24 protein-coding genes are annotated in these 26226 nt (G+C 68.7%); 17 read left to right on the forward strand and 7 right to left on the reverse strand.

All coding sequences use genetic code 11. From position 1 onward, the window contains the following. Positions 1 to 63: 63 nt before the first annotated feature. From AC0QSG_RS15840 to AC0QSG_RS15850, 3 genes are read left to right on the forward strand one after another with little or no spacing between them, the layout of a single operon-like run. A complete protein-coding gene (locus AC0QSG_RS15840; RefSeq protein ID WP_435727061.1) occupies positions 64 to 1077 on the forward strand; it encodes a Gfo/Idh/MocA family protein in 1014 nt (337 codons plus the stop codon). Positions 1078 to 1093: 16 nt separating this feature from the next. After that, entirely contained in the window at positions 1094 to 1966 is an 873-nt protein-coding gene (locus tag AC0QSG_RS15845) for a sugar phosphate isomerase/epimerase family protein (RefSeq protein ID WP_475376096.1), read from the forward strand. 51 nt (positions 1967 to 2017) lie between these two features. Beyond that, complete coding sequence (locus tag AC0QSG_RS15850) at positions 2018 to 3505, forward strand: sugar porter family MFS transporter (RefSeq protein ID WP_475376097.1); 1488 nt, start codon at positions 2018 to 2020, stop codon at positions 3503 to 3505. A gap of 72 nt (positions 3506 to 3577) precedes the next feature. Here the strand turns inward: AC0QSG_RS15850 and AC0QSG_RS15855 are convergent, their stop codons facing one another. The 3 genes from AC0QSG_RS15855 to AC0QSG_RS15865 all read right to left on the reverse strand — a co-directional run bounded on the left by AC0QSG_RS15855 (position 3578) and on the right by AC0QSG_RS15865 (position 7469). After that, positions 3578 to 4105, reverse strand: coding sequence for an SDR family oxidoreductase (locus AC0QSG_RS15855; RefSeq protein ID WP_475376098.1), 528 nt, complete (start codon positions 4103 to 4105; stop codon positions 3578 to 3580). A 1187-nt stretch (positions 4106 to 5292) separates the two neighbouring features. Continuing rightward, a complete protein-coding gene (locus AC0QSG_RS15860) occupies positions 5293 to 6294 on the reverse strand; it encodes a sugar phosphate isomerase/epimerase family protein (RefSeq protein ID WP_475376099.1) in 1002 nt (333 codons plus the stop codon). Continuing rightward, on the reverse strand, positions 6291 to 7469 hold the full coding sequence (locus AC0QSG_RS15865; RefSeq protein WP_475376100.1) for a Gfo/Idh/MocA family protein: 1179 nt from the start codon (positions 7467 to 7469) through the stop codon (positions 6291 to 6293). The genes AC0QSG_RS15860 and AC0QSG_RS15865 overlap by 4 nt, the downstream gene beginning before the upstream one ends. Positions 7470 to 7631: 162 nt before the next feature. Between AC0QSG_RS15865 and AC0QSG_RS15870 the strand changes: the two genes are divergently transcribed. Next, positions 7632 to 8642, forward strand: a complete 1011-nt coding sequence (locus AC0QSG_RS15870; protein WP_475376101.1) for a LacI family DNA-binding transcriptional regulator — start codon at positions 7632 to 7634, stop codon at positions 8640 to 8642. Here AC0QSG_RS15870 and iolB read toward each other — a convergent pair. Both iolB and AC0QSG_RS15880 read right to left on the reverse strand, forming a co-directional pair. After that, positions 8629 to 9525, reverse strand: a complete 897-nt coding sequence (gene iolB / locus AC0QSG_RS15875) for a 5-deoxy-glucuronate isomerase (protein WP_475376102.1) — start codon at positions 9523 to 9525, stop codon at positions 8629 to 8631. The two genes, AC0QSG_RS15870 and iolB, sit on opposite strands and share 14 nt — an antisense overlap. 32 nt (positions 9526 to 9557) lie before the next feature. Next, positions 9558 to 10298 (reverse strand): GntR family transcriptional regulator, encoded by a 741-nt coding sequence (locus AC0QSG_RS15880; protein WP_475376103.1) that lies wholly within the window; start codon positions 10296 to 10298, stop codon positions 9558 to 9560. A gap of 311 nt (positions 10299 to 10609) precedes the next feature. Here AC0QSG_RS15880 and AC0QSG_RS15885 point away from each other — a divergent pair, with 311 nt between their 5' ends. From AC0QSG_RS15885 to AC0QSG_RS15910, 6 genes are all read left to right on the forward strand, one after another. Beyond that, the gene (locus AC0QSG_RS15885) at positions 10610 to 11551 is read left to right on the forward strand and encodes a substrate-binding domain-containing protein (RefSeq protein ID WP_475377334.1); all 942 of its coding nucleotides are present in this window, start codon (positions 10610 to 10612) and stop codon (positions 11549 to 11551) included. Positions 11552 to 11615: 64 nt separating this feature from the next. After that, positions 11616 to 12662 (forward strand): ABC transporter permease, encoded by a 1047-nt coding sequence (locus tag AC0QSG_RS15890; RefSeq protein ID WP_475376104.1) that lies wholly within the window; start codon positions 11616 to 11618, stop codon positions 12660 to 12662. A 29-nt stretch (positions 12663 to 12691) separates the two neighbouring features. Continuing rightward, complete coding sequence (locus AC0QSG_RS15895) at positions 12692 to 13630, forward strand: ATP-binding cassette domain-containing protein (protein WP_475377335.1); 939 nt, start codon at positions 12692 to 12694, stop codon at positions 13628 to 13630. 7 nt (positions 13631 to 13637) lie between these two features. After that, on the forward strand, positions 13638 to 14675 hold the full coding sequence (locus tag AC0QSG_RS15900; RefSeq protein ID WP_475377336.1) for a Gfo/Idh/MocA family oxidoreductase: 1038 nt from the start codon (positions 13638 to 13640) through the stop codon (positions 14673 to 14675). A gap of 39 nt (positions 14676 to 14714) precedes the next feature. Beyond that, complete coding sequence (locus AC0QSG_RS15905) at positions 14715 to 15890, forward strand: LOG family protein (RefSeq protein WP_475376105.1); 1176 nt, start codon at positions 14715 to 14717, stop codon at positions 15888 to 15890. Between the two features lie 43 nt (positions 15891 to 15933). Then, positions 15934 to 16419 carry an SRPBCC family protein gene (locus AC0QSG_RS15910; RefSeq protein ID WP_435727048.1) on the forward strand — a complete coding sequence of 162 codons (486 nt, stop codon included), beginning with the start codon at positions 15934 to 15936 and terminating at the stop codon, positions 16417 to 16419. A gap of 6 nt (positions 16420 to 16425) precedes the next feature. Here the strand turns inward: AC0QSG_RS15910 and AC0QSG_RS15915 are convergent, their stop codons facing one another. Next, complete coding sequence (locus AC0QSG_RS15915) at positions 16426 to 17556, reverse strand: VIT1/CCC1 transporter family protein (protein ID WP_475376106.1); 1131 nt, start codon at positions 17554 to 17556, stop codon at positions 16426 to 16428. Between the two features lie 625 nt (positions 17557 to 18181). Here AC0QSG_RS15915 and AC0QSG_RS15920 point away from each other — a divergent pair. Beyond that, positions 18182 to 18757 carry a cupin domain-containing protein gene (locus AC0QSG_RS15920; protein ID WP_435727046.1) on the forward strand — a complete coding sequence of 192 codons (576 nt, stop codon included), beginning with the start codon at positions 18182 to 18184 and terminating at the stop codon, positions 18755 to 18757. Between the two features lie 36 nt (positions 18758 to 18793). Here the strand turns inward: AC0QSG_RS15920 and AC0QSG_RS15925 are convergent, their stop codons facing one another. Next, positions 18794 to 19327: a hypothetical protein gene (locus AC0QSG_RS15925; RefSeq protein ID WP_475376107.1), complete on the reverse strand. Its 534-nt coding sequence runs from the start codon at positions 19325 to 19327 to the stop codon at positions 18794 to 18796. A gap of 179 nt (positions 19328 to 19506) precedes the next feature. Between AC0QSG_RS15925 and speB the strand changes: the two genes are divergently transcribed. The 6 genes from speB to AC0QSG_RS15955 all read left to right on the forward strand — a co-directional run bounded on the left by speB (position 19507) and on the right by AC0QSG_RS15955 (position 26182). After that, positions 19507 to 20493, forward strand: a complete 987-nt coding sequence (speB, locus tag AC0QSG_RS15930) for an agmatinase (protein WP_475376108.1) — start codon at positions 19507 to 19509, stop codon at positions 20491 to 20493. Continuing rightward, the gene (locus AC0QSG_RS15935) at positions 20493 to 22247 is read left to right on the forward strand and encodes a thiamine pyrophosphate-binding protein (protein ID WP_475376109.1); all 1755 of its coding nucleotides are present in this window, start codon (positions 20493 to 20495) and stop codon (positions 22245 to 22247) included. Before speB ends, AC0QSG_RS15935 begins: the two co-directional genes overlap by 1 nt. Positions 22248 to 22581: 334 nt before the next feature. Beyond that, on the forward strand, positions 22582 to 23577 hold the full coding sequence (locus AC0QSG_RS15940; RefSeq protein ID WP_475376110.1) for a hypothetical protein: 996 nt from the start codon (positions 22582 to 22584) through the stop codon (positions 23575 to 23577). A 267-nt stretch (positions 23578 to 23844) separates the two neighbouring features. Beyond that, positions 23845 to 24372: a DUF4190 domain-containing protein gene (locus tag AC0QSG_RS15945; RefSeq protein ID WP_475376111.1), complete on the forward strand. Its 528-nt coding sequence runs from the start codon at positions 23845 to 23847 to the stop codon at positions 24370 to 24372. Between the two features lie 72 nt (positions 24373 to 24444). Then, positions 24445 to 25428: a helix-turn-helix transcriptional regulator gene (locus tag AC0QSG_RS15950; protein ID WP_475376112.1), complete on the forward strand. Its 984-nt coding sequence runs from the start codon at positions 24445 to 24447 to the stop codon at positions 25426 to 25428. Positions 25429 to 25609: 181 nt separating this feature from the next. Then, on the forward strand, positions 25610 to 26182 hold the full coding sequence (locus AC0QSG_RS15955; RefSeq protein ID WP_435727039.1) for a flavin reductase family protein: 573 nt from the start codon (positions 25610 to 25612) through the stop codon (positions 26180 to 26182). Positions 26183 to 26226: the final 44 nt, after the last annotated feature.

Genomic DNA, 26226 nt, shown 5'->3' on the forward strand with positions numbered 1-26226 from the left:
GGCACGCCAAACCACCCACCGCCGGCCCGGAACCCCCGGGAGGCACAGCAGAAAGGAGCAGCCGTGGCAGACACGCTTCGCGTTGCAGTCATCGGAGCCGGACGCATGGGCGCCGACCACATCCAGCGACTCCACCACCGCATCTCCGGCGCGGAGGTCGCCGCCGTCGTCGACATCGACGCGGACCGCGCCCGCGCCGCCATCGAGGGAATCCCCGGCGCCGTCGCGTTGGCGGACGCCACCGAGGCCATGGACAACGGCGACGTCAACGCCGTCCTGCTGGCCACTCCGGGCTTCCTCCACCTCGACATCCTGCTGGCCGCGCTGGAGCGCGACCTCCCGATCCTGTGCGAGAAACCGCTGACACCCGACTCCGCCTCCTCCTGGGAGATCGTCGAGGCCGAGGAGAAGCTGGGCCGCCAGCGGATCCAGGTGGGTTTCATGCGCCGGTTCGACGCCGAGTACGCGCAGCTGGAGCGGACCATCCGGTCCGGGGACTTCGGCGAGCTGCTGATGCTCCACCACCAGCACCGCAACCCGGACACCCCGGCGGGCTTCACGAACGAGATGCTCATCAACGACTCCGTGGTCCACGAGTTCGACGCTGTCCGGTTCTTCACCGGCGAGGAGATCACGTCCGTGCAGGTGCGGTTGGGCAAGGCCACGCGCAACGCGCCGAACGGCCAGCACGATCCGCAGCACGTCCTGCTGGAAACCGAGTCCGGCGTGCTCGCCGACGTCGAGATCTACGTCAACGCCCAGTTCGGCTACGAGGTGGCCACCCAGGCCTCGCTCGAAACCGGGATCGTCTCAATCGGAAACGACGCCGGTCCGTTCGTTCGCACGGCCGGCCGGTGGGGCGGAACGGTCACCCCCGGCTTCGAGCAGCGCTTCGGCGCGGCCTACGACGTCGAGATCCAGGCCTGGGTCGACGCGGCGGCGCGTGGCGAAATCGGTGGTCCCAGCGCGTGGGACGGCTACGCCACCGCGGCCTGCTGCGAGGCCGGCGTCGAGGCCCAGCGCACCGGCGAGAAGGTCGCCGTCGCGCTCAAGCCCAAACCGGCGCTGTACGCCTAAGGAGAGCGGCCACGAGATGAAGATCGCACTGGATCCCACGCCGTTCCACCCCACGCATTCCGTGCTCGAATTCCCGCGGCTCGCCGCCGAACTGGGGTACAAGTACCTGCAGCTCACCCCGCACCAGGACGTCATCCCGTTCTTCACACACCCCAAGGCCGACGACCGGCTGGTGGGCGACCTGCGCAACGCGTGCCGGGAAGCCGGCGTCGAAATCGCTTCCGTGCTGCCCGTGCTCCGCTGGTCCTCCCCGGAGGAGTGGCAGCGCGAGGCCGCCGTGCGCTACTGGAAGCGCGCCATCCAGATCAGTGTGGACCTCGGCGTCCAGCAGATGAACACGGAGTTCTCCGGACGCCCCGAGCACGCCGAGGCGTCGGAGTCCGCGTTCTACCGCTCCATGGAGGAACTGCTGCCGGTGATCGAGCGGGAGGGGATCAACGTCGCGATCGATCCCCACCCGGACGACTTCGTCGAGGAGGGCCTCGCCGCCTGGCGCGTCATCCGCGGCGTCAACTCCCCGAACCTCTCCTTCGTCTACGTGGCCGCCCACAGTTTCCACATGGTGGACGAGCCACTGGAGATCATGCAGGCGGTCGGCGACCGGCTGCGCGTGGTGCACGTGGCGGACACCATGGACCACCACGCGTCCCATGGGCTGCGCTACATCACCAACCCGCCGGGCAACCCCGTCCGCGTCCACCAGCACCTCAAGGTCGGGGACGGCGACGTGAACTGGGACGAGTTCTTCGGCGGCCTGGCGGAGAACGGGTTCTACTCCCGGGACGAGACCGTGATGGTGTCCTCCGTCTTCGCCGAAAACGACAACGCCCACGAGGTGGCCCGCTACCAACTGCGCACCATGCAGGATTACGCCTCCAGCGCCCAGTAGCGTTCCGCAGGATCCCACGCGCATCGAGCGGGCCAAGACAAAGGAGTTCCCATGTCCGATAATCAGCAGTCCTTGGCGGAGGCACACTTACCACCCCTGACACCGGGGCCGCACCGCAAGCGACTCGGACTGATTTCGATCATCGCCTGTTTCGGCGGTCTCCTCTTCGGATACGACACCGGCGTGGCCAACGGCGCCGAGGGGCCGATGGCCGAGGAGTTGGGCCTGAGCCTGTTCCAGATCGGCCTGGTCATCAGTTCGCTGGTCTTCGCCGCCGCCGCCGGCGCCCTGGGATGCGGCCGGCTCGCCGACGGCTGGGGACGCCGCAAGACCATCATCATGCTTGCCGTGCTGTTCTTCGTCGGGACCCTGCTCGTGGTCTTCTCTCCGGCCGGACCGGAACCCGGCGTCTTCTCTCCCGGCGGGTTCGCCGTCCTGATTGCCGGCCGGATCATGCTGGGCTTGGCCGTCGGCGGCGCCTCCACGGTTGTCCCGGTCTATCTGGCCGAGCTTGCGCCCTATGAGATCCGCGGTTCGATCACCGGGCGCAACGAGCTGGCGATCGTCGTCGGCCAGCTGTCCGCATTCGTGATCAACGCGATCATCAGCACCACGCTGGGCGGCACAGTGGACGGAATCTGGCGGATCATGTTCGCCGTCTGCGCGCTTCCCGCCGTCGCATTGTTCTTCGGCATGCTGCGGATGCCCGAATCGCCGCGCTGGTACGTCGAGAAGCGTCGTTACGCCGAGGCCCTCCGCGTGCTGAAGACGGTACGTTCCCCCGAACGGGCACTGGCGGAGGTGCACGAGGTCGAGCTGATCGCCCAGCTGGAGAAGAGGAACCGGCAGGTGGGGCTCAAGGCCGTCATGTCGAACAAGTGGCTGCGGCGCACCATCCTGATCGCCATCGGCGTGGGCATGGCCCAGCAACTGACGGGCATCAACTCGATCATGTACTACGGCACGCGCGTGCTGGAGGAATCGGGCATGACGTCCGAGCAGGCGGTGCTCGCGAACATCTCCTTCGGCGTGGTCGCCGTGATCGGTGGCATCATCGCGCTGTACAACATGGACCGCATGGATCGCCGCAAGACCTTCATGATCGGCCTGTCGCTGACCACGACCTGCCACCTGCTGGTCGCGGTCGCCGGCATGCTGCTGCCCGAGGGCAACCCGGCACGTCCGATCGTCATCCTGGTCCTGGTGGTCGCGTTCGTGCTGTCGATGCAGACCTTCCTGAATATCGCCGTCTGGGTGTGGCTGGCCGAGATCTTCCCGCTGCACATGCGTGGACTCGGCATCGGCATCGCCGTCTTCTTCGTGTGGATCACCAACGGTTTCCTGGCACTGTACTTTCCGTCGTTGATCTCCGGCATCGGGATCACCGGTTCGTTCTTCCTGTTCGCCGGTGTGGGGGTGCTGGCACTGATCTTCGTGGCCACCCAGGTCCCCGAGACCCGCGGCCGCACCCTCGAGGCACTCGAGGAGGATGTCTCCACCGGTGCGATCTACACCGTCAAGGCGACCCTGGCCGACTGAGTAGCACCCGGTCGCACGACCCGAGACGGGGCGAACCAATCGGTTCGCCCCGTCTCGCCGCGCCGTTCCGGTTTACTCGTGGGCGCCCGGTACCGTCTGGTCCCAGTCGAGGACCGAGCCCGTGACCACGCCGGAGCGATCCGAGACCAGACACGCGGCGAAGTCCGCTCTTTCATCCACCTGCCCGAGTCGGCCCATGGGCTGGGAGGCGTTGGCTTTCCGGCGCCAGTCGTCGCCGGCGCCGTGGAACCGCCGCTGGATGTCGTCCTCGCCTTCCGTGTCCGTCCATCCGATGTTCAGGCCGTTGATACGGATCCGGTCCCAGCGGTGGGCGAATGCGGCGTTCCTGATCAGCCCGGCCAGACCCCCCTTGGAGGCCACGTACGGGGCCAGGTACGGCTGCCCGCCATGCTGGGACATCGTGACGATGTTCAGGATCGAGCCCGCGGCGTCGCGGCCGCGCAGGTGCGCCACGGCCTCCTGCATCGCGAAGAACGGCGCCCGCAGGTTGATCGCGATGTGCGAATCGAACAGGTCCTCGGAGGTGTCCAGCAGGGTGCCGCGGGTCGTGGTGCCGGCGGCGTTGACGACGACGTCCACCCGGCCGAACGCCGCGACGGCGCCGGTGACGCTCGTCCGCGCCCCGCAACGGTGGCCAGATCGATCTCCAGGAACCGCGCAGGGGTACCCGCTTTGGAGAGCTCCTCCTCGACGGCCCGGCCGCGCCCGGCGTTTCGGCCGGTGACGGCGACCGCGGCGGCGCCCTGGGCCGCTGCAACGGGAGAAGGCCGCCCCGGGCGCGGCCGTCCGGCGCGCGGTGTGGGCCGAGAGGGCGGCCCGGAGTTCGTCCACGTCCGATCCGGCGTCCAGGTGCTGCCACAACAGTTCCGCCTCGGAATGCGGCGCGAGGCCGCCGACGGGCCGGTCGCGATCGAGATTGCGGGGAAAGGGATACCCTTCCGCGGCCGCCGCCACGACGTTGCGTAGCCGGCGCTCGTCCGGCCGAACGCGCCGGAGACCTGGAGCAGGTTGGCCTCCAGGGGAAGTTGGACGTGGTTGCGCTTGAAGTACTCGGTGAACTCGGAGCGGTGGAAGGCGACGTAGCCCGGGGCGTACTTCCGCGAATGAGACAGGTAGAGGGTCCCCGTCCATGAAGCCCAGGTGGTAGTCGCGGCGAACGCGCTGCGCGGTGCAACCCGGGTTGACGACGTTGAGGCGTAGGACTCGGCGAAGACGTCCGGCTCGGCCACGGCGAGCTTGTCGAGCGCGCCCCAGCCGCGGTCGTTCGCCCCGGGGGGCGGCGAAATGGCCGCCGCCGTGGCGCATGGGTGCGGCGGTCATGTTGGTGTCCTTACGGCAAGACCCCCTCAGGAGAACCCGTCCGGTGACGCACCGATTCCTTGTCCGGGACATCGCCCGGCAGGCGCGTGTCAGCGACGCGACGGTTGACCGCGTCCTCCACGGACGTCCGGGAGTCCGCCGAACGACGGCCGGCCACCTTCCGTGCCCGGTTCGAATTGCACGACTCCTTCCGGGGCGAGGAAGAGCGGGAAACGGGGTTCCGCGGCCATGCGCACGCTGATCCGCGCCGGGACGTCCGCTACCTGCCCGGCACGGACGGACTGGACGCCTCGGCGCGGGAACTCATGGCCGGAACACTGGGAGAGGACCCGCTGCTGGCAGCCGTTTACTCGATGGCGGGGAAGCCCGACGCCGTGATCACCCCGTACAACGTGCCCGTCCGCTCAGCGGCGCGGTGCTCGTTGTACGGGGCGAACGCCCTTCGGTCAGCGGGCTCCTACGGCGCCGGCGGCCTCGAGGAGTACGCCGGCGGCCACCTCGAGACCCTCGATGCGGCCCAGCGACGTGTCTTCGTGCTCGATGTTCACGGCCATGTCCGGATCGACACGGCGCAGGGCGTCGATGAACCGGGACCAGAAGTCGACGTCGTGGCCGCGGCCCAGGGCGACGAAGTCCCAGGCGGAGTCCTGAGGCCACTCGTTGACGTACTCGTGGCCGCCGAGCCCGGTGCGCTCCTCGTCCTCGCGCAGGCGGCGGAAGCGGTCGTCGAGGACGCCGTAGACGGTCGCCTCGGGGTTGATCCGCACGTCCTTGGCGGCGGCGTGCACCACCAGATCGCCGAGGTACTCGACGGCGGCCACCGGATCCATGTGCTGCCAGAACAGGTGGGAGGGGTCCATCTCCGCGCCGACGTTCGTCGTCCCGGCGCGTTCCACGAGCCGCTTGAGCGTCGGCGGGTTGAACACCAGGTTCTGCGGGTGCATCTCGATTGCGACCTTCACGCCGTTGTCGGCGGCGAGGGCGTCGATCTCCTTCCAGAAGGGAACGGCGACCCGGTCCCACTGGTAGTCCAGGACGTCCAGCGAGCCCGAGCTCCACGGGTTGACGATCCAGTTCGGGACCGTGGAGCCCGGCTCGCCGCCCGGCAGGCCGGACATGGTCACGACGCGGGTCTGGCCCAGTGCGCCGGCCACCCGGATCGCCCGGCGCAGGTCCTCGGCGTGCTTCGGGCCGATGTCCGGGTTCGGGTGCAAGGGGTTGCCGTTGGCATTCAGTCCCGCGAGTTCCACGCCCTTTTCGGCGAAGATCCCCAGGTAGTCGTCCCGGGCGGACTGGCTGGCCAGAATGTCGTCGACCGGAATGTGGACCGGAGGCAGGAAGCCGCCGGCGTTGATCTCCGCGGCCCCGAGGCCGAGGCCCTTGATGACATCGAGTGCCTCGGGGAGGGGGCGGTCATGGAGGATGGCCGTGTATACGCCGAACTTCACAGCGTCACCTGCTTTCCGGATGCTTGGGCGGACTGCGCGACGGCTTCGAGCAGTTCCATGTTGTGCAGACCCTCGTCGAACGTGGCGCAACGGGGGAGGGACGAGGGCTCGTCGAGGCCGGCGACCTCCTCGAGGAACGCCCGGGCCTGGTATCCAAAGGCGTCGTTTTGTCCGAACCCGACGCCCGGGGCGTCCATGGCCAAGCCTCCGGCGATGTAGGGGTGTTCCGGTCCGAGCAGCACTTGGCGGTAGCCGTTCGTCTTTGCGGGGCCGTCGTTGACGAAGAGCTGAATCTCCGACGGGCGCCGTTGGTCGAAGACGGCGGCGCCGTTCTCGCAGAACACTTCGAAGGTCAAGGTGTTCGGGTGTCCCGCGGCGACCCGGGAGACCTCGAAGGAGCCGGACCCCACCGCGAACTGCGCGTTGAATGCGGCGTAGTCGTCGTTCTCGACCGGTTCGAAACGGTCGCTGACCGGGGCGTGGTCGTGGCCCATGACCGCGCCCAGGGGAAGCGGACGTTCGGTGATGGCGGTGGCCAAACGGCCGCCGGCCACCGAAACAATGTCGCCACACAGGAACTCGGCCACGTACGTCAGGTGGCTGCCCACGTCGGCAAGCGCCCCGGATCCGGGGGCGCCCTTGAAGCGCCAGCTCATGGGTGCCGCGGGGTTGGAGGCGTAGTCGGTCCAGTAGCGGCCGCTGAAGTGCAGGACCTTGCCCAGCGTCCCGGACTGGATCAGTTCACGGATGTACGCGATGCCGGGCGTGCGGCGGAAGGTGAACCCGATGCGGGCCAGCGGGCCGGCCTCCGCGGCGATGCGGGACATTTCGCGCGCCTCGGCGAGGGAGTCGCTGAGTGGCTTCTCGCACAAGACGTGCTTGCCCGCGGCCAGCAGGCCTTCGACAATCTCGCGGTGCAGGTGGTTGGCCACGACCACGCTGACGACGTCGATGTCGTCGGCGGCGGCAATGTCCTGCCAGGTGCGGTCGTAGCGCTCGTAGTCGAAGCGGCGGGCGGCGAGCGTGCCGAAATCCTCGTTGATGTCGGCGATGGACACCAGCCGGATCGCCGGAAGCGTGGGGTCGTAGAGGGTCGATGCTGTGTGGTAAGCGGCTGCGTGGGCGCGTCCGGCCATGCCGGCGCCGATGACTGCCACTCCAAGTCCGTTGGGCATAGGTTTCCTACTTCGTCGTCGATGCGGGGGATGTGAGCGGGGCCATTTTTGGAGCGCTCCATTTAAGTGTCCATTTGAGAGTATGTCCTGTCAATACCACGGGCAGTAATGTTGGATAGCGGCACCCGGACCGACCGGACGGCGCGGCCAGAGAGGCAAACGATGACGGGTAAGCGCCCCACGATCTACGACGTCGCGCATGAGGCCGGCGTGTCCAAGTCGCTGGTGTCGCTGGTGCTCCAGGGTTCGCCCAGGGTCTCGGCGGCGAAGCGTGTCGCCGTGGAGCGCGCCATCGCGGCTCTCGGATACCGGCCCAGTCGGGCGGCGACCACCCTGGCAGCCAGCCGGAGCCACACCATCGGCGTCCTCGTCGACGACTACACCAACCTCTGGTTCGTTGAATTGCTCAAGGGCCTGCGCGCCGTCGTCGAGCCGCGCGGCTATCACGTCATGGTCGGTGACATCGCCTCCGGCGGACCCAACGAACAGGCGACGCTGGAGGGTTTCCTCTCGCTCGAGGTCGACGGCTTGGTCATCGCGGCGGAGGCGCTCCCGGGGGCGTCGCGCGGGATCGGAGTCCCGGTGGTGGTCGCGGGGAACCGCGCGGTCGTCCCTCCGGGCTCCGTGGTGGTGGCCGGCGACGACGAGTTGGGCGCGCGGATGGCGGCCGAGCACCTCCTGGGTCTGGGGCACCGCAGCATCGGCCACCTGACCGGCGCGGGCGAGGCGGCGCGGCAACGCGCCGAGGGGTTCCGGGCTGCCGTGGCGGACGTCCCCGGGGCGTCCCTCCAGGTGAGGGCCGGCCGCGGCACGCTGGAGCCGGACGGGTACTCCGCCGCCGGAGACCTCCTCGCCGCCATGCCGGGCGTCACGGCCATCCTCGCCGCGAACGACTCCATGGCGCTCGGCGCGGCCGGCGCCCTGCGCGAGGCCGGCCTGCGCGTGCCGGAGGACGTGTCCCTGATGGGTTACGACGATTCGCCGCTGGCCAAGTCGCGGCTGCTGGACCTGACCAGCGTGGACTACCGCGGCGTCGCCGTCGGGTCCGACGTCGGTGCGGCGCTGTTGGCGCTGCTGGACGGCGGGGCGCCCGCGGATCCGCCGCGCGTGCCGCCGCGGATTGTGCGGCGCGGGTCGACGGCCGCGGTCGCGGGCGCCGCTACCCCGCGGTGAACGGCAGGCGCGGGTCGATTTCGTGCGCGTCCCACGTGGTGCGGACCCAACCGTGGTGGGGGTCGTCGCTGATGAGCCACTCCCGGACGCGGCCGGGGCCGGCCATGACGTTCAGGTAGTAGAGGTCGTAGCCCGGGGCGGCCATGGCGGGGCCGTGCCAGCCGTAGGGAACCAGGACGACGTCGCCGGTCCGGACCTCCGCCGTGACGTCGATCGGCCGTTCGTCGGAGGCATAGACGCGGGCGTAGCCCAGGGGGTCGCCGGGGGACGGTGCCGCGGAGTCCGGGGCGGTCCGCGTCTCGAAGTAGTAGATCTCCTCCAGGTTGGTTTCCCCGTCCTTCTCCTCGTCGTGCTTGTGCGGGGGATAGGAGGACCAGTTCCCGGACGGGGTGATGACCTCGCAGACGATGAAGCGGTCCGCCTCGAGGGCGGCGGGCGTTCCGAAGTTGTGCACCTGGCGCGAGCAGTTTCCCGCACCGCGCAGTTCGACCGGCGTCTGGGCGGCGGTCACCAGGCGTGCCGGATACGACTGTTTCGCCGGGGCCAGGGCGATGGCCACCCGGCCGCCCGCCGCGGACGTGATGGTCAGGTCCGCACCGGTTCCGGTGTAGAGGACATCGGAGGGGCCGTCGAAGACGGAGGCTCGTCCCGCCAGTTGGTGGGCGACGCCGTCGGCCGTTGCCGTGAAGGCGCCGGAGAGCGGCACCACGATGCGCTCCTCGTTGGAGGCGGGGAGCTCGACCGTGGCGCCGGGCGCCAGCTCGGCGACCTTGAGACCGGTGTGTTCCCATCCCGGCACGCGGGCGGAGCTGTCGTGCGCACCGAGCGAGATGGACCAGGGGCCCTCGGATGCGCTGCCTGCGGGGTATACCCAATCGGTCATGGCTGGCCTTTCGGTGGTTCGGGGCGAGCGGTTCAGCGCTGCACCAGGGTCATTTCGAAGCTGTAGGAATCCGCGCGGTAGACGTGCGATCCGGTCTCCACCGGCCGTCCGGCGTCGTCCATCGCGGTTCGCTCCATGGTGACGAGGGCGTCCCCGGGTTCCACGGCGAGCAGCGGCGCCTGCCGCTCGTTGGCCGTGACGGCGCCGATGCGCTGGTTGGCCAGGCGGAAGTTGACCCCGGCCTGGCGCAGGATCAGGTAAAGGCCCTCGCGGCCGAGGCGTTCCTCGTCCATGTCGACGATGTCGTCGCGGACCCAGTTCTCCATCAACGCCAGCGGGTTTCCGTCCACGCGGCGGAGCCGGGTGAAATGGTAGACCATGGCGCCCTCGGGGAGCTGGAGGAGTTCCCGCGTGCGGTCGTCCGCCGTCATGTGCGCGAACGTCAGGACCTCGGTGGTCGGGGTCTTGCCGGCACGCTCCAGGTCGTCGTTGAGGCTGGTCAGCTCCAAATGGCGGCGGACCTGGCTGGCCACGACCTGGGTGCCGACGCCGCGCTTGCGGACCAGGAGTCCGGAGCGAACGAGCTCGTCCATGGCCTTGCGCATGGTGGGACGGGAAAGGTTCAGCTGCTGCGCCAGGTCGATCTCGTTGGCCAGGCGGCTGCCGTTCTCCAGCGTCCCGTCGTGGATTGCGGCCTCGATGCCCTGCACGATCTGGTGGTACAGGGGGACCGGGGACGTCCGGTCGATCGGGATGTTCAGGGCGGTGCTCATCTGCTCTCCTCCACGGAACCTCAGGATGTCAATTTGTTAAGACAAAGCTACGCCATGACGTCAAGACTTCTCCCCATCGGCCATTCCAGCGTAGTCCCGATTAAGAGCTGTTGTAAATATGTCCTGACATACTCTTGACTTACGTGACGGAGGTCACCATGATTCAAGGGAAGGAGCGGGAAGCGTCCACGGACGCCGCCCGATCCACCGGGACCGCGAGGTGCGGTCCGGCCGTGAAATCGAAGGAGATTCCCGTGTCGTCGAAACTTTCCTGGCGCAAGGTCGCCGCAGCAGCAGCACTCGTTCCGCTGATGGGCCTGGCGGCCTGCTCCAGCGAGGGAGGCCGCGCCCCGGAGCCCGAGGCGGCCGCCGGCGGTGGAGCGGCGGTATCCACGCCCGAGCTCAAGATCGCGCTCATCACGCACGCCCCGGCGGGCGACACGTTCTGGGACATCCTCCGCAAGGGTGCGGAGGAGGCCGCGGCCAAGGACAACGTCTCCCTGCAGTACCTCAACGACGAGGACGGAGGCCGCCAGGCGCAGCTGATCGAGCAGGCCGTGGACCAGGGCGTCGACGGCATCGCCGTCACGCTCGCCAAGCCGGACGCGATGGCGTCCGCGCTGAAAAAGGCAACCGACGCCGGCATCCCGATCGTCAGCCTCAACGCCGGCGAGGACCGCTTCAAGGATCTCGGCGCGTTCACGCACTTCGGCTCGGACGAGAAGCTGGCAGGCGAAGCCGTCGGCGAGCGCCTCGTCGAGGAGGGGCTCGAACATCCGATCTGCGTCATCCAGGCCCAGGGCCACGTGGGACTGGAAAACCGCTGCGCCGGCGTGAAAGCCAAGGTTCCCGCAACCGAGATCCTCTACGTGCAGGGCACCGACATGACCCAGGTCCAGTCGACGGTCACGGCCAAGCTGCAGTCGTCCGCGAACGCGGACAGCATCATCGGCCTCGGAGCCCCCGTCACGCTGACCATCCTGCAGTCTGCCGAGACCGCCGGCAGCGACGTCAAGGTCGCCTCCTTCGACATGAACCCGGAGCTGGCGCAGAAGATCGTCGACGGCGAAGTGATCTTCACGGTCGACCAGCAGCCCTGGCTGCAGGGCTACGGCGCGATCGATGCCATCTGGCAGAACCACCGCGGCGGCTTCCAGCTCGGCGGCGGCCAGCCCGTGCTGACCGGCCCGACGATCATCGACTCGGAGAACGCCGCGGACGTCCTGGAGTTCGCCGCCGACGGACTCCGCTAACCCACCAACCAGCCCGGGGCGGCGGCACCGCCGCCGCCCCGGCCCACAGAAAGCGACGCTTGAGATGACTGACACACTGACCGCCGCCAAGCCGGCGGCCGACGACAGGGTTGCCACCAAGAGCACCCTGGCCAAGCTCCTCGGGAGGCCGGAGATCGGGGCGCTGGTCGGTGCCGTGGCGCTGTTCGCGTTCTTCGCGGTCGTGGCCCCCGTCTTCCTCCAGCCCTCATCGTTCGCGACGGTGCTATACGGGGCGTCGACCATCGGCATCATGGCGGTGGGGGTTTCGCTGCTGATGATCGGCGGGGAGTTCGACCTCTCCACGGGCGTCGCGGTCATCTCCTCGGCGCTGGGCGCCTCGCTGTTCTCCTGGTACTTCAGCACCAACGTGTGGGTAGGCGTCGGCGTCGCGCTCCTGGTGTCGCTGTCCGTCGGATTCATCAACGGGTGGATCCTCATCAAGACCAGGCTGCCGTCGTTCATCGTCACGCTGGCCACCTTCCTGATGCTCACCGGCCTGAACCTGGGCCTCACCCGCCTGATCGGCGGCTCGGTCTCCACCCCGTCCATCGCCCAGATGGACGGCTTCTCCTCCGCGCGCGCCGTCTTCGCCTCCTCCGTGGACATCCTCGGGGTCGACGTGAAGATCACGGTCTTCATCTGGATCGCGCTGGTCGCCGTCGCGTCCTGGATCCTGCTGCGCACCAAGGTCGGCAACTGGATCTTCGCCGTCGGCGGCGACGACAACGCCGCACGCGCCGTCGGCGTCCCGGTGGTCCGCACCAAGATCGGCCTGTTCATGGGCGTGGGACTGTGCGGCTGGATCCTGGGCATGCACAACCTGTTCGCGTTCGACACCGTCCAGTCCGGCGAGGGCATCGGCAACGAGTTCCTCTACATCATCGCCGCGGTGATCGGCGGCTGCCTGCTCACCGGAGGCTACGGATCCGCCGTCGGCGGCGCGATCGGCGCCTTCATCTTCGGCATGGCCAACAAGGGCATCGTGTACGCCGAGTGGAACCCGGACTGGTTCAAGTTCTTCCTGGGCCTGATGCTGCTGTTGGCCACGATCGTGAACATCGCGGTGAAGAAGCGGGCGGAATCGAAATGACCAGCAGCCAGAACCCCGGAGGCACCCCGATGAACGAGACCACGCGCAGGGAACGGATCGAGCAGGACGAACTGCTCCGCAACGAGACCGACCCCTTGACCCACACCCCCGTCCACATGCTTGAGCTGAAGGCCGTCGGCAAGCGCTACGGCAACATCATCGCCCTGCGCGACGTCACCATGGCGGTCGACGCCGGCCGCGTCACCTGCGTCCTGGGGGACAACGGCGCCGGCAAGTCCACGCTGATCAAGATCATCGCGGGCCTGCACCAGCACGACGACGGGGTCATGAACATCCTGGGCGAGGAGCGCAAGCTCTCGTCCCCGCGCGAGGCCCTCGACTCCGGCATCGCGGCCGTGTACCAGGACCTCGCCGTCGTCCCGCTGATGCCGATCTGGCGCAACTTCTTCCTGGGGTCCGAACTGACCACCGGCACGGGACCGTTCAAGCGTCTGGACGTGGAATCCATGAAGCGCACCACCAAGGCGGAGCTGGCCGCCATGGGGATCGACCTCCGCGACGTCGAGCAGCCTATCGGGCAGCTCTCCGGCGGCGAGCGCCAGTGTGTGGCGATCGCCCGGGCAGTCCACTTCGGCGCGAAGGTCCTCATCCTCGACGAGCCGACGGCCGCGCTGGGCGTCAAGCAGTCGGGCGTGGTCCTGCGCTACATCCTGCAGGCCCGCGACCGCGGCCTGGGCGTCATCTTCATCACCCACAACCCCCACCACGCGTTCCCGGTGGGGGACCGTTTCCTGCTGCTCAAGCGCGGCCGGTCGATCGGCTACTACGACAAGAAGGACATCACGCTCGAGGAGCTCACGGCGCAGATGGCCGGCGGCGCCGAACTGGCGGAACTGGCCCACGAACTCGAGCAGCTGGGCGGACACTCCGAAATCGCCGCCGAGGTCCAGGCGGAGGCCGACGAAACGGTCCGCCACGCGCCCGCCTCCGAGCGCAACCGTGCCTGAGGTGACCATGAAGACCCTGACCTTGGGACTGGCGGGCGTCGGCCGGATCGGCGCCATGCACGCGGAGAACATCGTAGGCCTGCGGGACGAATTCTCCGCGCGCGGCATCGACCTGCGGCTGGTGCTCAGCGACGCCAACGAAGGGCACGCCCGGACCGAATCGGAACGGCTGGGCGTCGGCCACGCGGCCTCGGTTCCGGATCTGCTCGCGGACGGGATCGACGGGCTCGTGGTCGCCACCGGGACGCAGACCCACCCGGAGCTGATCCGGACGGGACTGTCCGCCGGCGTTCCCGTTTTCTGCGAGAAGCCCGTCGCCGGGAGTGTGGCGGCGTCGTTGCCGCTGCTGGACGAGATCCGCGCGGCGGGCGGGACGGTGCAGATCGGCCACCAGCGGCGCTTCGACCCCGGCTACCTGGAGGCGAAGCGTCGTTACGAGACCGGTGAACTCGGGTGGATCCACTCGATGCGCGCGGTCACGGGGGACATGTTTCCGCCGTCCGTGGAGTTCCTCGCCTCCTCCGGCGGGCTGTTTCGGGACTGCGCGGTGCACGACTTCGACATCCTGCGCTGGCTCACGGGCCGGGAGATCGTGGAGGTCTACGCGCGCGGATCGAACAACGGCGACCCGGCCATCGGGGCGGTCGGCGACGTGGACACGGCCCTGGCCGTGTTGACGTTCGCGGACGGGACCGTCGCCACCGCGAGCGCCACCCGCTACAACGGCGCCGGTCACGACGTCCGCCTGGAGATCCAGGGTTCCAAGGACACGGTCATGGTGGGCCTCGACGAAAGGGCCGCGCTGCGCTCGGCCGAGAACGACGTCGTGTTCCCGGCCGGGACCGCGCACCGCACCTTCGCGGAACGCTTCGCGCCCGCCTACCGCGCGGAAATGGCGGCGTTCGTCGAAGTGGTCCTGGGTGAGCGGGAGAACCCGTGCACCCCCGAGGACGCCGTCGCGGCCTCGGCGGTCGCGGACGCGGCGCAGGAATCGCTGGCGTCCGGCCGGCCCGTGGAGGTCGCGCCGCTGGCGCTTCGGCTCTGACCGCCCGTCCGCCCCGCCGCCCGCCGGTAGGGTGTGCCCATGAACCACCTGCGGACACTGCATCCCGTTCCCCGCCAGCTGGACATCGCCTCGCTCGACGCGTTCGATGCCAGGGCCGGGGCGAGCCTGCGCAGGGGACGCGCCGGGGGCGGCGCCAGCATGCACGGCTGGCACCTGCAGTCGCTCGACCTCCGGGAGCGGACGGATTCGCTCGGAGCACTCGATCCCTCCGGGGCCGTCTTCCTGGGGTGCGAGCTGCCGCCCGGGTTCGAGGAGCACCTGCGGGCGCGCGGCGCGCTGGTGTTCCCCGCCCTCCCGGGGGTCCCCTTCGATTCGTACCGCGGCCGGCTCTACACGGCCGCGGAGCTGTACGGGGGGATCGGCGGGGCCGAATACGAGTCGACGCCGGATGCGCGCATCTACGCCTGGGGGCACCAGCGGACCGTCGCCACCGCGGGCGGACCGGCTCCGGCCGCCCCCGAATTGGCCGCGACGCTCCACGACCACGCAATCGGCGCGGCCCTGGACACGGCGCTCGCCGGACCGCTGGCGGGGCGCCGACTCGTCGGGGTGATGGGAGGCCACCGCGCCGCCCGCGGGTCCGCGGGCTACCGCCAGGCCGTGCTGCTGGGCCGGGGGTTGGCGCGGGCGGGATACACGGTCGCCACCGGCGGCGGGCCCGGCGCCATGGAGGCCGCCAACCTCGGCGCGTACCTTTCGTCCGCCACCGGCGCGGAACTCGACGACGCGCTGGGCACCCTGGCCGCGGCGCCGTCGTACCGGCCGTCCGTGACGGCGTGGGCGCGCGCGGCGGACGACGTGCTCCGCCGCCACCCGAAGGGCACCGCGAGCCTGGGCATCCCGACGTGGTTCTACGGGCACGAGCCGCCGAACCTGTTCGCGACGCACATCGCCAAGTACTTCGCCAACGCGGTCCGCGAGGCCGTCCTGCTGGCCAAGTGCGACGGCGGGATCGTGTTCCTGCCCGGCGCGGCCGGCACCGTCCAGGAGGTCTTCCAGGACGCCTGCGAAAACTACTACGGCACGCCGGAGACCATCCGGCCGATGGTGCTGGTCGGCGTCGAGCACTGGACCGTGAAGCTGCCCGTGTGGCAGTTGCTTAGCGCGCTGGCCGCCGAGCGGGACATGGCCGGATCGGTCCACCTCGTCGAGACAGGGGCCGAGGCCGTGGAGCTGCTCGCGCGCCTCGGCTAGGTCCTCGCAGCCGTCTGCCGGGACCGCGCCCTACACTGGGGCCATGGATCCCTCACCCTTTCTCCAGTCGCGCCAGCGGTTCGTTCCGGCGTCCCCCTCCGACGTGTTCGACCTGCTCGCGGACCCCGCGATGCACCCGGTGATCGACGGATCGGGGACGGTGCGGGCCCCACGGAAGGGCGGGCCCGCGCGGTTGGGACCGGGCGCGGAGTTCGGCATGGACATGCGCCTCGGGCTCCCGTACCGCATCAGCAACACGGTGGTGGAGTTCGAAGAGGGCCGGCACATCGCCTGGCGCCACTTCAGCGGCCACCGGTGGCGCTACGAGCTGGAACCGGCCGACGGCGGGACGCTGGTCCGCGAGACCTGGGACGCCAGCCGCCTCAAGCACAAGTGGGCGCTGACGCTGCTGGGCTTCACGCGCACCACCCCGGGCAACATGGAACGCACCCTGGAGCGGCTCGCCGGGCACTTCGAGCAGGACGGCGAACCCGACGGGGAACCGCACGCCGAAGCGGACCGCGACTGACCGCGACTACGCGATCGTGGTGCCGAAGGCCAGCCCCAGCGCGTAGGTGACCGCCGCGGCGCCCAGTCCGATCGCCAGCTGGCGCAGCCCGCGCTTCGCCGGCGAAGCGCCGGAGAGCAGCCCGACGACGCCGCCGGTCAGCAGCAGTGCCAGTCCCACCAGCACGACGGCGGCCGCGACGGCCGCGGTCCCGGTCAGCCCCAGGAGGTACGGCAGGATCGGGATGAGCGCGCCGGAGGCGAAGAAACAGAAACTGGCCGCGGAGGCGCCGAGCGCCGAGCCGACCGCCTCGTGCTCCTGCGAGGCTTCCTCCTCGAGTTCCGGGTGCAGCGACAGCGACGCGTTGCAGTCGCAGGCGAAGTAACCCATGCGCTCCGCCGCCCGGTGTTCGGCGTCCTCCGCGCTCATCCCGCGGGCCTTGTAGACCAGCACGAGTTCGTTGGCGTTGAGGTCCAGATGCGGCGCGGCGGACAGCGTGACCTGCGTCGGCTGCGACGCCGAAAGCAGTTCGCGTTGCGACCGCACGGACACGTATTCGCCGGCGGCCATGGACAGGGCTCCGGCGAGCAGACCGGCGATTCCGGAGAAGAGCACCAGGGCGTTGGAGACGCCGGCGGCGCCGATGCCCATCACCAGAGCCAGGTTGGACACCAAACCGTCGTTGGCGCCGAAGACGGCGGCCCGGAAGTTCCCGGAGAGCCGGTTGCGGCCTCGCGTCGCCAACCCGCGGACGACCTCCTCGTGGACCAGTTCGTCGGCGGCCATCTGCCGGGTGGCGTCCTGGTCCCCCGCGTAGGGGGAGTTGCCCTCGGCGCGTTGGGCCAGGGCAAGCACGAACACGGAGCCGAAGTGGCGGGCCAGGAAACGCAGCACCGTTCGGCGCAGCGAGGGACGGACCCGCTTGTCGGCGTCCTCGCCGAGCAGTGTGCGCCAGTGGAGTTCGTGGCGGCGTTCGGCCTCGGCGAGGCCCAGCAGGATCTGGCGTTCCTCGCCCTCGCGGTTGGCGGCCAGCTCGCGGTAGACGGCGCCCTCGGCGCGTTCGTCGGCCAGGTACCGCCGCCACCTGCGGATGTCGCGGTATGTGGGGGTGCGGCGGGCGTCGGGGTTCTCGACCGGGCTGTCTTGGTCGGTGCTCATGGGGTCCTCGGGTCGGAGCGTGGTCCCGAAAGCTTCTCGGGAGGCGCGGACCGGGGCCGTTCGGGGATACGACGAGCCTCGGACCGCCGCCGGCGGGCCGAAGGTCTCGCTCGCCCGGACGCTGGGTCCGGGTGGACTGCCGGGTCACGCACGGTGGCCAGTATGTCGACATGTCCGCCGCCGCCGTCGTGCCCGATGCCGGGTCCTTGGGCGGGTTCGGAACTACTCCCCTTCAGCCTCCGAGTATACCCGCGGGCGCGGGCCGCAGCCCACGCGCTGACGCGCGCGGGCCGCCGTCCGTCCCGCTGCCGCGACGGTGCCCTACCGGGCGTCGCCCTCCGCCGCGACGGACCGCCCGCTCCAGGCGCTTCCGGAGACGCGGAACGCCCAGGCCCGGGAGACTTCGGGCCGGGTGGCGGGCGTCAGGAGGCTGGCGACGACGTGGACCACCGCGGACGCGGCGAGGCCGTAGTGGACGCGTTGACGAATTCCATGGGGCGTCCCTCAGGAATTGCACTACGGTAAACAGGTGTTGCCCGCTAGGCTAGTGTGATCCAGCTAACGCGTCAATTGACCTAAGCTGGTTGCCACTGTCGTTTGACCCTCAGATCCGGAGAATCCGCCCATGAAGGCCCTGCCCGTCGAGCCCAGCAACGAGCCCGTTGCCATCGGCTCCCGCATCCGCGCGGCACGCCAGGCGCAGCGGCTGACAATCGAGCAGGTTGCCGCGTCGACGGGGCTGACCAAGGGGTTCCTGTCCCGGGTCGAGCGGGATCTGACGTCGCCGTCGGTGGCGTCGCTGGTGACGCTGTGCCAAGTCCTGTCCGTGTCCGTGGGGGACCTGTTCGCGCAGCCGGAGACCCACGTGGTCCGGCTCGCCGACGCGCCGCGGGTTTCCCTGGGCGGCCACGGGATCGGGGAGCGGTTGCTCACCGCCCGCTCCGAGCGCCGGCTGCAGATGATCCGCGCCGTGATCGAGCCCCGCGGCACGGGCGAGACGGAACTGTATTCCGTCGACTGCGAGGCCGAGGTCCTGCACGTGGTCTCGGGCCGGTTCGTCATCATCTTCTCCAACGAGCGCTTCGAGCTGGAGGCCGGCGACACGGTCACCTTCCCGGGGCGCGAACCGCATTCGTGGGTCAACCCCACGGACGAGGAATCGGTGGTCATCTGGACGCTGGTTCCCGCCGCCTCACGCTGACGGCCGCGAACGGGTTGGCTGCCGCCGGTTCTCCGCCTACCGCCGGAGCGCGGACGGGCGCGGCAAGTCCATGGCCTCCAGGACGTCCCCGAGGATCCGGTCCAGTTCGAATCCGGCCTGCGTGAGCTTGTTGATGCCGAACGCCGCGAGGCGGGCGCCGGGCTGCTCCACGGTCACCACCGTCCCGCCGTGCCGCGCCGCGTGCATTTCGAGCCGCAGCGGGAAGCCGGCCATCGTGGACGGATCGAGCCGGAACAGTCGAGCGTGGATGCCGGGGCTGCCGAGCAGGTACGCGACGCTCTCGGTCGAGCTCCCCGCCAGCCGCATCAGCGGACCCGGGTCCTCGGTGGCGTAGCGGCACAGTCCATAGTGGGCGGAGGCCTCGGCCTCGCGCCGGATCGTGTCCCAGTCGGCCCTGCCCGAGGAGGCCTTGGAGGTCAGCCCCGCGGCATTCACTGCGGGAACCAGATCCTCTAGACGACGCCGGAGCTCCCAGAGGGGGGCGGGGGTGCGGACGGAAATCCGGCGGGCGGCGTATTCCGTGGTGGTTTCGTCGGCGTCGTAGCTCACGCGTCCAACCTATGCTATGCCCGCGCCTTGACCGTGGCGTGCGACACAAATAGCATGGGTGGAAACGCTTGTTGCCCTCTGGGCAACAAACCAAACTGTCGAAGGGGCGCATGGCGGCATCGCCGTCGTCCTCCGGCTTCACACCGACACGGCGCCCGCGGCGCCATGCGAGGAGAACCATGCAAGAGATCCGCGTCGAGGCGAACGGGAACATCGGACCCATCGACTCCTCCCGCATACCGCGCTTCGCCGGGGCCGCGACGTATGCGCGCCTGCCGCGGCTGGACCAGGTCGGGGCGGCGGGCATCAAGGTGGTAGGCGTGCCGTTCGATGCCGGTGTCTCCTACCGTCCGGGCGCGCGCTTCGGCGCCAACCACGTGCGCGAGTCCTCGCGGCTGCTGCGTCCCTACAACCCCGCGCTGGACGTCAGCCCGTTCGAGAACGTCCAGGTGGCCGACGCCGGCGACATGGCCGTGAACCCGTTCAACATCAACGAGGCGATCGAAACCATCCAGGACAACGCCCTGAACCTGACGGCCGACGGCGCATCCCTGCTCACGATCGGCGGGGACCACACGATCGCCCTTCCGCTGCTGCGGGCAGCAGCCGAGCGTGCGGGGGAGCCGGTCGCGATGCTCCACTTCGACGCGCACCTGGACACCTGGGACACCTACTTCGGCGCGGAATACACGCACGGGACACCGTTCCGGCGCGCTGTGGAGGAGGGCATCCTGGACACGGAGGCCATCTCCCACGTCGGCACCCGCGGACCGCTCTACGGCAAGAAGGACCTGGACGACGACCGGCGCTTCGGCTTCGGGATCGTCACCAGTTCCGACGTCTACCACCAGGGGGTGGCCGAGGTCGTCGCGAAACTGCGGGACCGCATCGGCAACCGCCCGCTGTACATCTCGGTGGACATCGACGTGCTGGATCCGGCCCACGCGCCGGGAACGGGAACCCCGGAGGCCGGCGGCATCACGAGCCGCGAGCTGCTGGAGATCCTGCGCGGGATGCGCGGCATGAACCTGGTCGGCGCCGACGTCGTCGAGGTGGCCCCCGCCTACGACCACGCCGAGATCACCGGCGTCGCGGCCTCGCACGTGGCCTACGACCTCGTTACCCTGATGGCGGACAAGCGCACCACGGATCGGAAGGACGCCTGATGGCGACGAACCAGACCACCGGCACGCAGGTCGGGACACCGGCGTCGTCCGCTTCGAAGGAGAACCGCAACGGCGGGGACCTCGTCATCGAGACGCTGGAGGCCCTGGGCGCGCGCACCGTGTTCGGCATCCCGGGGCAGCACGCGCTCGGGTTGTTCGACGCGCTCTCGCGCTCCGGCCTGCACTTCGTTTCCTCGCGCGTGGAGAACAACTCCGCGTTCGCCGCCGACGGCTACTCCCGGGCCACCGGCGAGGTCGGTGTGCTGTTCCTCTCCACCGGACCCGGCGCGCTGACGGCGTTGGCGGGACTCCAGGAGGCCTACGCGACCGGCGTGCCGATGGTGGTCGTGGCGAGCCAGATCCCGTTGGACGGGCTAGGCGCGCGGCGCAAGGGCATGCTCCACCAGCTGGACGACCAGAAGGCGTCCGCCGCCAACGTCACCAAGAGCCAGCGCACCGTGCACCACGCGTCCGGCATCCCGTCCGCCATCCAGGACGCTTGGGCCGACGCGATCACCGTCCCGCAGGGGCCGGTGTGGATCGAAGTGCCGCAGGACGTGCTCCTCGCAGAGGTGTTCGTGCCTCCCGTGGCCGACGCTTTGGCCGAGGCGTACGAGCACCCGCCGCGGGTGGAGCTGATCGACGAGGCCGTCCGGTGGCTCGCCGGTGCGAAGCGACCCGCGATCGTCGCCGGAGGGGGAGTCCGGCGGGCCGGCGGCAAGGACGCGCTGCTGAGCGTGGCAGAGAAGCTGCGCGCCCCGGTGGTGTGTTCGCCCGGCGGCAACGGCGCGTTCCCGTGGGAGCATCCGCTGAGCCTGCAGTCGTGGGTCGAGGACCGCCACGTCACCGAGGTGCTCGAGGAGGCTGACGTGCTGATCGTGGTCGGCTCGTCGCTGGGCGAGGTCACGTCCAACTACTTCACGCTGGAACCGCGCGGGCACCTGATCCAGATTGACGCCGAACCGCGCGTGTTGGAGTCCAACCGCCCGGCGCTGGGCATCCGGGCCGACGCCCGGGCCGCGCTGGAGTACCTCGACGAGGCGCTCGGGCGGGTTGGTGGCGGGGCCGTCGAGAATGCCTCCGCTCCGCAGCTTCCTTCCGCTCCCGACTGGGACGGCCAGATGCCGGAGGTCCTGGTGGCGGCGACCCTCGCGAAGGTCATGGCACGGCTCGACGCGCAGGATCTCGGGAAGGAACGGACGTTCATGGCGGACATCCGCGCCGCCGTGCCGGATGCGATGCAGACGTTCTGGGACATGACGATCTCCGCCTATTGGGGATGGAGCTGCTGGGACGCGAAGTCCGGCGAGTTCCACTCCGCGCAGGGCGCCGGTGGTTTGGGCTATGGCTTCCCCTCCGCGATCGGCGGGGCGATCGGGTTGTCCGTGGCAGGCAAGTCCGGGCTCGAGGGGCGGGTGCTGGCGGTGTCCGGCGACGGTTCGGCGATGTACTCGATCGCCGAGCTGGCGACGGCCAAGCAGCACAACGCGCCGGTCACCTGGCTGATCGTCGACGACGGCGGCTACGGCATCCTGCGCGAATACATGGTCGGCGCTTTCGGCAAGGCGACCGCCACCGAGCTGGTTAGGCCGGACTTCGTGGCGTTGGCCGAGTCGTTCGGGGTGCCCGCCCGGCGAGTTGGGCCCGAGGGCGTGCGCGCGGCGTTGGAGGAGTCCTTTGCCGCGGACGGGCCAAATGTCGTGGTGGTCGAGACCCTGCTGCGGATGTTCGCTCCGACGCACTTGGACGACTAACCGGAGCGGCTGGCCCCGTCTGGGGGTCGGCCGCCCACCAACCGGACCGCCGCGTCTGTCCGTCCCCCGCTCCGCCCCGTCCCCGCCCCGTGCTCCCGCGATCCCGTCGAGACCACCCAAAATCGCCATGGACGCCCGAAATTGCAGGGGGTCTCGACAATTCCGGAGGGTCTGGTTGCCGGGGTGTCCCCGCCGATGCTGCTCTGTCTCTGCCGGTGGCGGCCCGTCCGCCGGCTGCCCTGTCCTCTGACTGGTTTTTCCTGCGCCCTGCTGGCTTATCCACAGATTGCGATTGCCGCCCTGGCCGGGAAGCTGTAGGTGGCAGGCTCGCACCATGAAGGACGTAACCAACCGACAAACTGGACCCGGCGCGGACGCGTGGGAGAACCCTCAGGGCGGGGCCAGCGCCGTGGATACGGCGGTGTCCCACCTTGAAGGTTTGTCCGATCTCAAGCGGCGGGACATCGGGGCGGCCGAGCTGAGAAAGTCCTTGGCCAGGGGAGAACTGGTTCGCGTGAGGCACGGTGTTTACTTGCCCGGAGCCGACGTCGCACGTCTCGCCCCATGGGAGAAGGACGTGGTGAGCCTTCACGCCCAAGCCAGAAGCGCACGCGGGGAGACCGTGTTCGGTTTCGCTTCGGCAGCGCGGCTTTGGGGGCTCGATGTGTGGGGCGTTGACCGAAACCTGCACGTCGTACAGCGGGCCAGCGCCGGCTCACGCGTCTTCGGACAGCGCGTTGTCTCGCATAATTCGATGCTGACGGGCGTCCATGTTGGACGTACACAGGGACTAAGCGTCACGGGGATCGAACGGACGGTTAGCGACTGTTTGATGACGATGCCGTTCCTATCAGCTGTGATTCTCGCCGACTCGGCGCTCCGCGGAGGACTGCAACGCTCGAAGGTCGCGGAAATATTGGACGCCCGCCCGAAAGCTCGAGGCGTCCGCCGGGCACGAGCGGCCTTGGAGTTCGCCGATGGCCGATCGGAGTCCGTGGCGGAAGGCAGGTTGCGGGTCCTCTTGCACCAATGGGGGATGCCACCGCCTGTTCTCCAGTGGGAGGTTCAGACGCGCCGAGGCCGGTTCCGCCCGGACTTCGCATGGCCAGAGTTCCGTTTGGCCATCGAAATCCATGGGAACGGCAAGTACTACATGGAATCGCCCACGAACCAGAAGCTCATCCAAGAGCGGAAGCGTGAAGCCGCGCTCGCCGAAGAGGGGATCCGAGTGCTGAACATTTGGTGGGATCAGCTCGACGAGTCCGGGCTGCGCGGACGGGTGACGGCGCATGTCGCCTCGGCGATAGATGCATTCCGGCAGGTCGCGTAAGTACCAACCGGTGCCCAACTGGCCCATCGACGTCGACGTGAAGCGTCGCAAGCCCTCGCCACTCGGCAGTACTTTTTATTTCCGTATCACACACAGATTCCAGGGGGACTCATGTCCAATCCGTACACTCCACCGTCACCGTCACCGTCACCGTCACCGTCACCGTCACCGTCACCGTCACCGTCGCCGGGACCAGCGCCGAGGTATGGCCAGTCCGAACCCCAGACCTACGGGTCTAACGAGCCCGAAAAGGCTTCGGGTCTCACCGTGGCGGCTCTGGTGGTCGGGATTGTCGCCGTCTTCTTCGGTGTGATTCCGGCCGTTGGATTCCTATCCTTCGTGCTGGGCCCCGTGGCGATTGTTCTCGGCAGCGTGGCTCTGTTGAAAAGGCGTCCCAATAAGGTCTTCGCGATTGTCGGAATTGTCACCGGCGCGCTCGGTTTGATGGCGGCGATCGTGCAGACTGTCCTTGCCGTTTTCCTCGTCAATTCCGTGACTTCGGTGGCCGGCGAGTCCGAGTCCTACACGTTCGAGGCGTCCGGCGAGTCCTACGTCGTGAGCTACATAACCAACGACATTCAGAACGTACAGACGGAGAGCGTCACCGGTCGATTTTCGACTGATGTCGAGGCCAGCCAACTCTTTGGAGTCATGTATGCGTACAACGATCCGGGCGTGACCGGCGAGGTTAGATGCCGCATCCTGGACGACTCCGGGATGCTCGTCTCGGAGCAGTCCGCCAGTGGCGCCCGTGCCTCGGTGGAATGTGTAATCGCAGAAGCCGGGTTGCCCTGACGCCATCGCCGCCCGACATAATGACTGCATGGACTCGTCAGCGAACGTGACGGTCGTTACACTCTAGGTCTCATGATTCCCGAGCAGCCACGCAGCGTCACGTCCCTACGATTCTCGACAGATGGCATCCAGCCGGTCAACCGGGTTCAGCTGTGGGAGCACCACAACGCCAAGGCGCTCATCGCTCTCGACATCCACACCATGGATGATCAGCCGCTGCGCGCCGCCGAGATCAATCTCCACTTCCCCTCCCTCAAGCTTGCCTCCGTCAAGGGCAGCAACCAGGTTGTCGAACGCAATGAGGCGTTCATCCGCAAGCACCCGATGAATGCCGTCGCGGTATTCTTCGCGCTCGAGGGCGAGGCGTTTTTCTATCACAAGGAAGGGTTCGAGGTCCTGCGCCCGGGGCAAGCCGTGATCTACGACGTCGACAGGCCGTTCCTGCGTGGGTTCAGCAAGGGGCTGCGCGAAATGGTGCTGACCATTCCGCGCGAGGACTACCTGGAGATCACCGGCGGACGGCCCCTGAACAAGCCGATTGTCTTCGATTTCCGTGAGGAACAACCGGCTAATCGTAGGGCGTTCGCCCTGGCGAAGCTGGTGTCCGAAGCGCTCGCGGCTCCGGGGGACGCCGGGGAGACTGAGTTCACAGCTATTGAGTTGCTGTCGGTCATGCTGGCGGGAGACCGCTGTGGAACCGGGGTCGGGCACCTGACTGCCGCTCGTTCCTACATCGACGACCACCTCGGTGACGTCGACCTGAGCGTGGCCAAAGTCGCGTCGACCGTCGGCATTAGCGAACGACATCTGGCCAGGCTGTTCGCCGACGTTGGGTCGCCGCCCAGTTCCTACATTTTGGAACGACGACTCGATCGAGCTCGGCAACTACTGACGGATCCTCTGGAAGTTAGGACGCCGGTTGCCGCGGTAGCCGCACGAAGCGGCTTCGCATCGCAGGCCTACTTCTCACGTGCCTACAAGTCCCGCTTTGAGACGACGCCCTCAGCGGACCGAAAATCCTCGGCCCCTCCCGACACCGCGGAGCCAAGGGGTTGAACTCGGGGCACCGGTGAGGAAGGCCGGTATTGTGAGGCGGCACCTGAGCGCGTCTGACTTTTTGCACTAGCCAGACATGTTCGAGCACGCACCGGACAGGATCCGACCGGCGACGCCGCATACCCTGTGATTCGGGACACGCTGGAGGGGTCAAGTAGTCCATCACCCACAGGAGCATCCGATGTCCGCATCAACAGCGATTGATCCCCGGGATTTGCGTCATGCGTTTGGCCGTTTCGGTACGGGTGTCACCGTTGTGACCACGACGTCCGACGACGGCGCCGACCACGGCGCAACGGTCAGCGCATTCACATCTGTTTCCTTGGATCCGCCCTTGGCGCAGGTCACGCTGATGCGCAGTTCCAAGGTCTCGACGCTGGTTGAGGACCGCCCATTCGCAATCAATGTGATGGCCCAAACCCAACTGGACACCTGCCTCCACTTTGCCGGCAAGCCGATGCGCAACGGACCTGGTTGGGGGAACAGCGCAACCGGTGTTCCTGTCCTCGCGGGCAATGCCGCGACCCTCGAGTGCCGCCCCTGGGCGGTGTACGACGGCGGCGACCACCTGATCGTCGTCGGCGAAGTTGTGGCCCTCGATATCAGCCCGGAGGAACCGCTGCTGTTCTTCGGCGGCAAGTTCCACCACCTGGGCGGACTCGTCGGCGGAGCCCCTTGGGAGCAGTGTGGCGACGGCTATGCGGCGGGGTGGATCGCCGGCGCCGCGTCACTGCGGCCACTGGCCTCGGTCTAGCCCGGTCACATTCCCAACCCACCTTCATCCCGCCAGATAAACGA

This window comes from Arthrobacter sp. LT660, assembly GCF_056172845.1.